We start from the raw sequence: 13,055 nt of genomic DNA on the forward strand, positions 1-13,055 counted from the left end.
TTAAAAAAATTGTTTTAATAATGTTATTTTGTATTCCATTTATTTATAAAACATGATATACTAAAGAAAACAGATTGTTTACATATTAACAATATGAATAATTGATAATGCCAATATAAGTATGAGGCATTGAAAATTATAAAATATATATTACAAGTAAATGTAACTTAACTTAAATCATGGAAAATTTTTTATGATTTAAGGTTATATGTGGGTTGTATTTTTTAGCTGTGATATGTTGATTTAAAATAGATTGTTTATATATTAACAATTTGTATAATATAATTTTAATTCTATAACTGTAAAGAATTTGTGAATTTTGAATGGATTTTTTAATTAATATGCTATCTATATAATAAAAATTTTAATAAATAAGTCTTGCATAAGAATCCCATCAAATTGTTCTATTTTACCCTGTGATAATTAATAGGACAGTCTGATGGGATTTTTATATTACTGTAAATCAATAGATTTAAATTACATTGTAGAAATATTTTTAATATAATATAATATAATATGGATATTTTAATTAAAGAAAATTAACTTTTAATAAGCGAGGTATTAATATGCATAGAATGTTTGGGACCGATGGGGTAAGAGGAATTGCCAATAAGGAGTTAACTCCAGAATTAGCATATAAATTAGGAAAAGCAGGAGCATATGTACTGACAGGTAGGTGCCATAAACCTAAAATACTTGTAGGAATGGATACTAGAATATCTGGAGATATGCTTGAGAATGCATTAGTTTCGGGCATCCTTTCTATAGGAGCAGAAGCTATTTGTGTTGGAATAGTACCTACTCCGGCAGTTGCCTATTTAACTAGAAAGTATAATGCAGATGCAGGAGTTGTTATATCAGCATCCCATAATCCTGTGGAATATAATGGAATAAAGTTTTTTAATGGTAAAGGATATAAGCTATCAGATGAGTTAGAAGACAAAATACAATATGTTATTGAAAGTAATTTTAAGGATGTATCTATCCCCATAGGATCGAAAGTGGGAAGAAAAATTATGGAAACAGGAGAGGCCAGAAAAGCCTATATAGAATTTGCTAAGTCTACTATAGATACAGATTTAAAAGATTTAAAGGTAGTATTGGATTGTGCAAATGGAGCATCTTATGTAACTTCTGTGAAAGCCTTTCAAGAATTAGGAGCAAAAGTAAAGGTTATAAATAATGAACCCGATGGAATAAATATAAATCACAATTGTGGTTCAACACATCCAGAAAATCTCATGAAAACTGTAGTAGAAGAAGGCTATGATATGGGACTTGCCTTTGATGGAGATGCAGATAGATGTTTGGCGATAGATGAAAAAGGGAATCTTATAAATGGAGATTTTATTATGGCTATAATAGCAAAACATCTAAAGAATCAGGGAAAGTTATATAAGAATGTAGTGGTATCCACTGTGATGAGTAATGTTGGTTTTGATATAGCATTAAAAGAAGAAGGAATAAATACAATAAAAACTCAGGTGGGAGACAGATATGTACTAGAAGAGATGAGAAAAGAAGGATACAAATTAGGGGGAGAACAATCTGGACATATAATTATGCTGGATTACAATACAACGGGAGATGGATTAATTACTGCCCTGCAAATAGCTTGTATAGTTAAAAAAAGTGGTAGAAAACTATCTGATATTGCTTCTATGATGAAAAATCTTCCCCAAACTCTTGTAAATGCCAAGGTTCCTGATGATAAGAAAAAGATATATATGGAAGATGAAGAAATAGTATTAAAGATTAAGGAAATAGAAAGGAAACTGCACGGATGTGGAAGAGTGTTAATAAGGCCTTCAGGAACGGAACCTTTGGTTAGAGTTATGTTAGAAGGAGAAGAACAAGGTGAAATAGATAAAATGGCTCATAATTTAGCGGAGTTAATTGAAGTTAAATTAAATTAGTAATGTTAAAATAATAAAATGCATTGTCATAAAATTTGACAGTGTGTTTTTTTATTTGTGTACATTTTATGAATTAGAAAGATTTATAAAGTGTAAATTATTAGTTGACAAAAAATAAGTGAAGAGAATATAATAAGTTAATAGCTTTAATGCTGTAATATTTTTGAAGGAAGGTGTATATTTTATTATAAGATGTAAGCATAAAAAGCGCCAGAACTCAGGTGATTTTTTAAAATAAAATACATATAATTATTTTAAATGTATAAATTACTTTGAGTTGACGAGGATGGGGAGTATCGAATCTTCGGCGGGTGCCCCACGGTATCGCACTACCGTTAACAGCTGGTAAAACCAAAAAGTGATTTTTGGTACAATATCAGCCTGGTGTTAAAACCTTTAATAAATTAAAGCCTTATAACTGGTTTTAAATAGCATAGTTGCCTGTTTAAAATTTTGATAATAATCAGGTTTTATTTGATTGTGATTTTTGTATTCAATAGTTAATATTGGAGCTTTATTGAAAAACTATGCTTAAGTTTATTATATTAAATATGAAAGGAAGATTAGTATGTGCGGAATAGTTGGCTTTGTTGGAAAAAAAGATGCATCACCTATTTTAATTGAAGGATTAAGTAAATTGGAATATAGAGGGTATGACTCTGCAGGTGTTGCTATAATAGATAATGATCATATTAATGTAATGAAGTGTAAAGGAAGGCTTAAAAATCTTCAAAAAAAATTGTCAGGACATCCACTAAAAGGCATAGTTGGAATTGGTCATACCAGATGGGCAACTCACGGCAAACCTTCAGATTTAAATGCGCATCCCCACAATAGTCAGGATGGAATAATAAGTGTAGTTCACAATGGGATAATAGAAAATTATTCACAACTTAGGGAGTGGCTTATTTCTAAAGGATATAAATTTGTATCTGAAACAGATACTGAAGTTATACCACAGCTAGTGAATTATTTTTACAATGGAGACTTAGTTGAGGCAGTTATGAAAGCTGTATCTAAATTAAGAGGTAGTTATGCACTGGGAGTTATTTGTTCAAAGGAGCCAGGGAAATTGGTTGCAGTAAGAAAGGACAGCCCTCTTATAGTAGGCCTTGGAGAAGGTGAGTACTATATAGCTTCAGATATACCTGCTATATTGAATCATACCAGAGAGATATATCTTTTAAATAACAATGAGTTTGTAGTTATAACTGAAAGCGGTGTAAAACTTTTATCAGATGATGGCAGTGAAGTTAAAAAAGATATATATCATGTTACCTGGAATGCAAATGCCGCTGAAAAGGGTGGGTTTGAACATTTTATGATGAAAGAAATTCATGAACAGCCAAAAGCTATTAAAGATACAATGACATCTAGGATTATGATGGATAAGCCTATAACTTTGGATGATATAAAGATAACAAAGGATGAAATTAAAAATATAGATAAAATATATATAGTAGCTTGTGGAACTGCCTATCATGCGGGGATAGTTGGAAAATATGTAATTGAAAAGTTAGTTGGAATGCCGGTAGAAGTAGATATTGCTTCTGAATTTAGATATAGGGAACCTATAATAAATGAAAGAACACTTATGATAATTATAAGTCAGTCGGGAGAGACAGCAGATACGCTGGCGGCTTTAAGGGAATCAAAGGCTCGTGGAGCCAGAGTTATTGCCATAACCAATGTAGTGGGAAGTTCTGTATCCAGGGAAGCGGATGATGTTCTATATACCTGGGCAGGTCCTGAAATAGCAGTTGCTTCTACAAAAGCTTATGTAACTCAGCTTATTGCAATTTATATAATAGCTCTCTTCTTTGCACAGAATAAAAATACTATTAGTAAAGAAGAGATAGATGAAATAAAAAGAGAACTGCTTAGGCTTCCTATAAAGGCAGAAGAAGTTTTAGGAAATAAAGAAGCAATCCATGAATTTGCAGCAAAGATTTTTAAAGAAGAAGACTTATTCTTTCTGGGAAGAGGACTTGATTATGCAGTTGCTTTAGAAGGTTCTTTAAAATTAAAGGAAATATCCTATATCCACTCGGAAGCTTATGCTGGAGGGGAACTAAAGCATGGACCTATAGCACTTATTGAAGATGGAACTGTAGTTATTGCAGGGGCTACACAGGAAAAATTAGTTGAGAAAATGATAAGTAATATTAAAGAAGTGACTACAAGGGGAGCTAAGGTCTTAGCTCTTACATCGGAGGGAAATAATGAAATTGAGGAAACAGTGGATTCTGTAATATATCTGCCAAAGGTAATGGATATATTAGCACCGGTAGTTTCAGTAATTCCGCTGCAGCTTTTAGCATATTATATATCTATACAAAAAGGGTGTGACGTAGACAAACCAAGAAATTTGGCCAAGTCAGTTACGGTGGAGTAAAGGTAATGGATTAAGTAAAGTTTGTTGTAGTTTTGAAAGAAAGTTGAATCAGAATTAAATAGAATGTCAATACTAAACTTAGATATTTAGTATTGGGAAAAATATGAAAGTATATAAAGCTAGACATTTTAAATTAAGAATGCCTAGCTTTTTGTTATATTTAGAGTATTATGTTGCTGCTTATAAAAATAATTATTATTTAAAGTATTGAACTATTTCTTTTTCTAAATCTTTCTGCTACAATTTTTAATAACATATCAGTTTTGAAATGAGATGAGGATTATAATTCATAAAGATTTTAATAAGCTTAGAATTTTTGCGTTTATATACTGGGGTATGATAATTAGTGTCGGCGGAATGTATACAATGTACATATCACAGATCGGTTTTCATAAGGAAGAAATCGGAATAACAGTAACACTTTATAGTGTATCAATGCTTGTAGGCCATAGTTTTTTAGGATATCTTGTAGATAAATTAAGATGTATAAAAAAAATTATGTTGTCATCAATCAGCATTGGGTTAATCATAGCTGCAGGGCTACCCTTGGCCAGGTTAAATTGGCAAGTATGCCTTTTAATAGCTATGTGGGGCTTTTTTATAGGAGGTGCATCAACACTCTTCGATACCTGGTGTATCAGTACATTAAAAGCATATGGAGAGCAAAATAATTTTGGAAAGATCAGAGGTTTTGGTTCTGTAGGTTATGGCCTTTCGGGAGCACTTCTCGGATTGCTTCTTTCGAAGTTTGGATGGAACATATACTATTTGTATATTGCTGCGGTTGTTATGTTTACTTTGATAATTATATACATAAATGATGATAGGCATATAGAAAATATGAGAGACAAAAGTCCTAATGTTTCTATAAAGGAAGCACTGACTCAGATCCTTAAAATCAAACCTTTTATTATAATGTTAATCATAGTATTTACGTATAATTTTATATACATGGGAATATACAACTATCTGGGGGTCCTCGTTAAGGATTATGGTGGTGGAGCATTAAGCCTTGGCTTAACGTACTTTTTCGATGCTGCTCCTGAGATAGTTACTTATTTTCTTACTGCTAGTTTGCTTAAAAAATATAAGAATAAGAGTCTTATTTTTGTAGCTTTTCTTCTTCAGGCAATAAGACTCGTGGTAATTTATATATTTAGTAATGCACTTGCAGTGATGCTTATGGGCATATTATCAGGTTTTGCTTTTGGTCTTATGGATGCCTCTTATAAAACATATATATATGATCTTGCACCAGAAAAATATAAGACAAGCTGCTTAAGCTTATTTGATTGCATAGTTGGATTTTCGGGCATTATATGTGCACCTATATTTGGATTCTTATTTGTAAGGCTTGGTACAAATGCTATTATAGTTTTTGCACTTATTATAGATATAATTATGGCTTCTGTAATGTTAATAAATATGCTATATCCTGTAATGTCAAGAAAAGGTTTTTCAAAATGCAAAACAACCATTAAAAGTGAAAATACGAATAATGTGCGTTGACAATTAAATAATGTGGTGTTATATAGTAGTATAAATATATGTTACATTTTAAGAGAGGATAAAACGTTGGATTGGAAATTAAAAAAATTTAAAGAACTAAAAGTTGAGGAAATATATAAAATTTTAGAATTAAGAAATGAGGTATTTATTGTAGAGCAACAGTGTGCATATCAGGATTGTGATGGTAAAGACGAGGACTCATATCATTTATTTCTTCAAGAAAGTGAAAAAATCATTGCATATTTAAGAATCTTAAAAATGAAAAAAAGATTAGGATTCAGGCACAATCATATTTGGTTAACTTCTATAAAAGTCTTGGTTTTAAAAGAATTTCGAATTAATATTTAGAGGATAATATTCCACATATAAATATGTTATTATATTTGGACAATTATTAAAAAATGTCTAAGTATGTATAAAGGCTAAAATCTGTAGCTTGCTATAATAGTATTTTGCATTTACAATTAACTTGTATTTGACAGATGTCTAAAGCGGAACATTATAGCAATTCTATTTTATTGATACTGAAATGGAGCTTTTTCAAAGTTAGTTGTAAATCAAAAAAAGAAGCAACAGAGTATCTTAAGTTTATCTTGGGAGATTTGCAGAATAAATTAGAAAATATAAAATAACAAGGAGGAAATTATGTCAATTGCAATTATTACAGGTGCCTCATCAGGACTTGGCAAAGCATATGTTGAGTCAGTAACAAAGATATTTCCTGAAATAGATGAATTATAGTTGATTGCCAGGAGGGAAAAACGACTGAAACAGATTGCTTCAAAGTATTCAATTGTTGAAGTTTCTTCCACATCCGTATTTGTACCTAATACCAACCTAAGTTGTTTACTGTGCATCTAAATCATATGTTTCTGCGATGTGTATAGGACTTAGAGAAGAATTGAAAGATAGAAATATTAATGTATCAAATGCTGCTTTGAAATCTTTGAAAGCAGCTAAAAAAGGAAGAGGCGTATATACAACAGGCGTTTTTTATAAATTTTATCGTGTGTTGACTAAAGTATTTCCACAGTCGCTCATGGCCAAGTTCGCCAGATTGGGTTAAAATGAGGTGATAAGAAAATATGATTTTGTATTTTTCTGCAACAGGAAACTGTAAATATGTAGCGAAAAGAATTGCTGATGCCACAGATGATACAATGAGTGCCATTTCAGAACGTGTAAAGGAAGACAATTACAAAGTAGAATTGCTGGCAGGTGAGAAACTTGGTATTATAACGCCTACCTATTCATGGGAACTACCGATTATTGTAAGAGATTTTCTGAAAAAGGTGGAAATAAAAACAAGAGAAAAACATTACATTTATTTCATCGGTACATTTGGAACCACACCGGGAGCTGTTGGAGCAGATGCTAGAAGATATATGAAGAAAAAGAAACTTGATTTTGATGCACTATACAGTGTGCAGATGCCAGATACTTGGACACCAGTTTTTAATTTAAGCGATAAGGAAAAGATTGCTGAGCAAAATGCTAAAGCTGAAACACAGATAGAGAATATCATAGACAGCATTAAGCATGGTATAATAGGAAATCATATGAAACGTCGTGCACCTTATGTAGTTCGTATTATAAGTGATAGATATTATGAGAATATGCGCAAGACAAATCATTTCAACGTGGAAGATTCCTGCATTGGATGTGGACTTTGTGAAAAGAAATGTCCTGTAGAAGCCATTAAAATGAGGAATGGAAAACCTGTTTGGATTACAGAACAGTGTGCAATGTGTCTAGGATGTTTACACCGTTGTCCTAAATTTGCAATCCAATATGATGACAAGACAAAGAAGCATGGACAATATAGAAATCCAAATGTAGAAGTATAAATATTAAGGATTAACTTTTAACAGATAAATTGACAAATCCCAATTTATAGGGTTTCTATAGTATAATTTTAGATTCTTCGGTTATGTGGCATCTTTCCTTCAATATTTATTAGAGCATATTTATTTGTAAGTAGACATCCAACTGGAGCCTTTAGAGGAACTATACAGACTAATGAACTGCACATAAATTAGATACAAATATTTTTGATAACGAAAATGATGTGATTTACACTTTTGTGGATTATAACTTATATGATAAGGCAATATGCAGTATAATAAGGAATTATAAAGTTAAGAAGATAGAATTTTTACATCTTGACGAAGTTAAGCCATTTATAGGAAACATTCTGATTAAACTTTTTTACAAAGCTACATTTGTTGATTTAGACCAAAGTTGTATCAAAATTAAATAATAAGTTAATACTAAATTTAAATGTTTAGTATTAACTAAAACTAAAGCATAGAAGGCTAGGTATTTTAAGAAAGTTAAAATATCTAGTCTTTCGTTATTTTTTGAGATAATGAGATGTCTACAATATTCTATTCAGGAAAATAAGGATTTGAATATTAAGAAAATAAAGTATCCGACAATAGCACAATATAAAAATACATAAGTTAAAATCTATGATTAAGATGAAATAACATAGAGATAGTTGGAAGAAAATTAGTTCATACTTTTTCCGTGAATATACATGGAACTACCTTGACAAACGCTACATTCAAAGGCATAATTATTTATATTTGAAAGGACAATCTACATATATATTTGTTGCAGACTTAATTATAAAATAAATTTTATTGAGTTTAATGCTTTAAGCTTGTGAAAGGAATGATTATATTTATGAATATAGGAGAAAAGGTTAAAGAATTACGTAATAAAAAAGGATTAACATTAAAAACCATGTCTGAGAAGACTGGATTGTCTACTGGTTTTCTTTCTCAATTTGAGCGGGGTATCACCACAATTGCAGTAGAACACTTATCTACTATTGCCACTGTACTCAACGTCAGAATCAATTATTTTTTTGATGATGAAGAAAAGGAGCTGATTATCAGAAGTTATGATCAGCCATTCGTTCGCCAAATAAATAAAGCTATATACAAAAGTCTAAGTCGCTATCCTGAAGATAAAATGCTCTCCCCTGAGTTAATCGAACTTCTACCAAAAGATGAGCATCAATATCCAGATATCTATGCCCATCAAGGAGAAGAATTTATTTATGTTTTAGAAGGAATTTTAACTTTAATAATTGATGAGAACATATTCAAGTTGTATCCAGGTGATTCTGCTCATTATCTATCTACCCAAAAACATAATTGGGACAATCAGACCAATAAAGTGGTAAAATTTATTACTGTTCACTATCCCAGCAGTATCTGATTGTTTAAAAAAATGAAGACACTGGAGTTTTATTAGAAGTTTACTAAAATGCAGTTATAATAAATCGATGATTTCTGTCTTTAAAGTTGTTAAAATTATTGATTATATTATTATTCATATCCGTATGCTTGATTTTCTGGTTCTCTGCATACAGAAAACTTAAAGAGATATATAAGCTTTTCAAATTCAATTAATATTTCAATGAATTTTTCTTTAAGTAATCCTATAAAGTTGTCTTTCCTGTGATAATTTGAAATCTTATTTTGCTTTTTTAAGTATGATATTTTTTCTCATTTCTATTTCTTAAAATGTGCATTTTTATTTCCTATCATCCAAATTCAGATGGCAAATTCATCTCGTTTAGTTATAATTTCTCTTTCCTTTTATAATTATTTGAAAATAATCAAAACAAATAGTTAATGTCATTCTTGCAGAAATATTCTTTATTTCAGGTCGTATACTATTGACATATAAATTTATGAATATGAATTATGCTTTTTAGTTTTTTTTTGTATATGTAATTGTTTTAAACCTCGGCTTAACAAAGCAGATGGATATTTAGAACTCGTTAAATGGAAATCATTATTATGAAAAAATATATTAATAAAGCTTGAAATTTTCATAAAAATGAATTATAATTAGAAATGAAAAGAGAGGGGTTGGTTTCAATGATACCTTATATATTTAATATTCAAAAGTTTTCTGTTCATGATGGACCAGGTGTTCGTACCACGATTTTCTTTAAAGGCTGTCCTATCAGGTGTATGTGGTGTCATAATCCAGAAAGTCAAAAATATAAGCCTGAAGTTATGAAAAACAGGGATGGGAAAGAAGAAATGATAGGTAAGCAGTATACTATAAAGCAACTTGTAAAAATAGTTCAAGCAGATCAAATCTTTTATGATCAATCTGGCGGGGGCGTGACTTTATCTGGAGGAGAAGTTATGACTCAAGATATGGATTACATTGAAGAACTAGTAAAAGAGTTCCATAGAATAGGAATATCAGTAGTGATTGACACCTGTGGTGTAGTTCCACCTAGTAATTATGAACGAATATTACCATATACTGATCTTTTTCTTTACGATTTAAAGTTAATTAATTCACAAATGCACACAAAGTATACAGGAGTATCCAATGATTTGGTATTGGAAAATCTTAAGTTAATCAGTAATCATAGAGGGAAAATCAATCTGCGTTTAATTTTGATTAAGGATGTTAACGTGGATGATCAAGCAATTTGTGGAATTGTCGACTGGCTTCAAGAACAAAATATTTCTATAGAAAGTATTAATCTTCTGCCATATCACGACTTTGGCAGAGATAAGTATCGTAATTTGAATAGAGAATGTACTCAAAATTTTGAAAAACCAAGTGATGAGCGCATGAATGAAATTAAAGAATACTTCGAAAAAGCAGGGTATTCCGTGAAAGTCGGCGGTTAGTGATTGCTTGTAAGCATCTCTTTATAAGATTATAGTTTCACTTTTAAGGAGGATGATAAAATGACAAATTCAACATTAGAGCAGACAAAAAGAGGCTCTACAGAACGTATAAGACGATTGAGAGAAATCAGTGATAAGAAATGTAAACCCAGCATTTCTATGGAGAGAGCAGTTTTACTAACAGAAGCTTATAAAATGTATGAAGGAAAATTTTCAATTCCAGTTCTTCGTGGATTAGCCTTCAAGTACATTATGGAAAATCGTACACTCTACATTGAAAAAGGAGCTATCATAATAGGGGAAAAGGGACATAAGCCATGGGCTGCACCAACCTTCCCGGAATTATGCTGCCATACCTTGAAAGATTTCGACAATATGAATAATCGAGAAAAGGTTTTCTTTAAAGTTTCTGAAGAAGATAAGAGAATTCAAAAAGAAGTAATTATTCCTTACTGGAAAGATCGTGCATTGATGACACGAATGAATAAATTATTACCGGATGAATGGCACAAGCTATTTGATGCAGGATTGTATACTGAATTTTTGATGCAGCGTGGTCCAGGACATACTGTAGCTGATGGAAAAATATATCGTAAAGGATATATTGATTTTATTAATGATATCCAATATGAAATTGATCATTTGGATTATAACAATGATGTACTTGCACTTAATAAGAAAGAAGAATTAGAAGGTATGAAGTTAGTTTGCGAAGGCATGATTATTTTTGGAGAACGTTATGCAGATCAAGCACGTGCTTTGGCATCTGTTGAAAACGATCCTCAATGGAAAGAAGAACTGCTAGAGTTAGCTGAAGTTTGTGATGTGGTACCGAAACATGCACCAAGAACCTTCCGTCAGGCAGTACAAATGTACTGGTTTACTCATATAGGAGTTACTACTGAAATGAACAATTGGGATGCTTATTCTCCAGGTAAATTGGATCAGCATTTGGAACCATTCTATGAAAAAGATATTGAAGAAGGACGTTTGACTCGTGAAGAAGCTCTCGAAATTCTAGAAAATCTATGGATACAATTCAATAATCAGCCGACACCTCCTAAGGTTGGAATAACCTTGAAGGAAAGTGCGACTTATACGGATTTCTGTAATATCAATACTGGAGCACTACGTCCAGATGGAACAACAGGTGTAAGTGAAGTCAGCTACTTAATCTTGGAAGTAATGGATGAAATGAAATTGTTGCAGCCAAGTTCAAATGTGCAGATATCACGTAAGACTCCAGAAAAGTTTTTGCGTGAAGCATTAAAAATTTCACGTAAAGGATGGGGACAGCCAGCTTTCTATAATTCTGAAGCTATTATCCAGGAATTACTGTTTTTGGGTAAATCCATTGATGATGCCAGGGAAAGTGGAATTGCCAGTGGATGTGTAGAAACTGGTACAGCGGGCAAGGAAGCTTATGTATTGACTGGTTATTTGAATATACCAAAAATCTTTGAATTGGTATTGAATCGTGGATTTGATAGTTATACCAAAAAGCAAGTGGGATTAGATCTTGGAGATCCACGCAAATTCAAATCTTATCAAGAAGTTTATGATGCGTTCTATAAACAATTGGAGTATGTAGTCAATGTAAAAATTGCAGGAAATAACTTAATTGAACGTATGTATATGGAATATATGCCGGTTCCATTATTGTCTGTTATCACTGATGATTGTATTAAATCCGGTGTTGACTACAATGCGGGAGGAGCTCGCTATAATACAAGCTACATCCAATGTGTAGGTATAGCAACTATTACCGACTCACTTGTTTCCATAAAGAAGAATGTATTTGAAGATAAGAAGTTCTCTATGGACGAACTGTTGAAGGCTTGTAAAGCTGACTTTAAAGGTTATGATGAAATCTTTGAAACTGTTTATAACCATACACCTAAGTATGGAAATGATGATGATTATGCAGATGATATTTTAAGAGATGTTTCTCAGTCTCTACAAGATGCTATTGCAGGAAGAACTACACCTAAGGGTTCCACTACTGTAGTTGAATTCTTGCCAACAACTTGTCACGTATATTTTGGTCAAGTAATGGAGGCTAGCCCTAATGGCCGTCATGCTGGAATTCCACTACCAGGTGGTATTTCTCCTGAAAAGGGTGCTGATCGAAATGGGCCTACTTCTGTAGTTAAATCTGCTTCTAAAATTGATCAATTGAAGACTGGTGGAGCATTGCTGAACCAAAAGTTTACACCTTCAGTTGTTCAAGGCGAAGAGGGTATTTCCAATATGGCTACTTTGGTTCGTTCATACTTCTCCATGGACGGTCATCATATCCAATTCAATGTTATCGATCGTAAAACACTGCTTGATGCCCAAAAGCATCCAGAGGAATACGAGAATTTGATAGTAAGAGTTGCTGGATACAGTGATTACTTCAATAACCTGGATAGAGCTCTGCAAGATGAAATTATTAACCGTACAGAACAAAGTTTTGCTTGATTAAGTGATTCTTAGATTCAGATGGAGTCTGGCCATAAGGAATTCTTTTCTCCATCTGAATCTTAGGAAAACTTATCTATGTGCGTATTAGTGCGTATC

General features: G+C 31.8%; 8 protein-coding genes and 1 pseudogene. All 9 read left to right on the forward strand.

Features of this window, described 5'->3' with window-relative positions; all coding sequences use genetic code 11:
• Positions 1 to 566: 566 nt before the first annotated feature.
• The 9 genes and pseudogenes from glmM (at position 567) to hypD (ending at position 12,956) form a co-directional block, all read left to right on the forward strand.
• The gene (gene glmM, locus CKL_RS01555) at positions 567 to 1,916 is read left to right on the forward strand and encodes a phosphoglucosamine mutase (RefSeq protein WP_011988885.1); all 1,350 of its coding nucleotides are present in this window, start codon (positions 567 to 569) and stop codon (positions 1,914 to 1,916) included.
• Positions 1,917 to 2,484: 568 nt separating this feature from the next.
• Entirely contained in the window at positions 2,485 to 4,311 is a 1,827-nt protein-coding gene (glmS, locus tag CKL_RS01560; protein ID WP_011988886.1) for a glutamine--fructose-6-phosphate transaminase (isomerizing), read from the forward strand.
• Between the two features lie 273 nt (positions 4,312 to 4,584).
• Complete coding sequence (locus CKL_RS01565; protein WP_011988887.1) at positions 4,585 to 5,820, forward strand: MFS transporter; 1,236 nt, start codon at positions 4,585 to 4,587, stop codon at positions 5,818 to 5,820.
• A gap of 66 nt (positions 5,821 to 5,886) precedes the next feature.
• A pseudogene (locus CKL_RS01570) lies at positions 5,887 to 6,161 on the forward strand (GNAT family N-acetyltransferase).
• Between the two features lie 536 nt (positions 6,162 to 6,697).
• Positions 6,698 to 6,886, forward strand: coding sequence for a hypothetical protein (locus tag CKL_RS21160; RefSeq protein ID WP_242652517.1), 189 nt, complete (start codon positions 6,698 to 6,700; stop codon positions 6,884 to 6,886).
• Between the two features lie 19 nt (positions 6,887 to 6,905).
• Entirely contained in the window at positions 6,906 to 7,667 is a 762-nt protein-coding gene (locus CKL_RS01575; protein WP_011988889.1) for an EFR1 family ferrodoxin, read from the forward strand.
• Between the two features lie 841 nt (positions 7,668 to 8,508).
• A complete protein-coding gene (locus tag CKL_RS01580) occupies positions 8,509 to 9,048 on the forward strand; it encodes a helix-turn-helix domain-containing protein (RefSeq protein ID WP_011988890.1) in 540 nt (179 codons plus the stop codon).
• Positions 9,049 to 9,716: 668 nt separating this feature from the next.
• A complete protein-coding gene (locus tag CKL_RS01585; RefSeq protein WP_011988891.1) occupies positions 9,717 to 10,493 on the forward strand; it encodes a glycyl-radical enzyme activating protein in 777 nt (258 codons plus the stop codon).
• Positions 10,494 to 10,553: 60 nt separating this feature from the next.
• Positions 10,554 to 12,956, forward strand: a complete 2,403-nt coding sequence (gene hypD, locus CKL_RS01590) for a trans-4-hydroxy-L-proline dehydratase (protein ID WP_011988892.1) — start codon at positions 10,554 to 10,556, stop codon at positions 12,954 to 12,956.
• The last annotated feature ends 99 nt before the right edge of the window (positions 12,957 to 13,055 follow it).

The sequence above is a fragment of the Clostridium kluyveri DSM 555 genome (assembly GCF_000016505.1).
Lineage (GTDB): Bacteria > Bacillota > Clostridia > Clostridiales > Clostridiaceae > Clostridium_B > Clostridium_B kluyveri.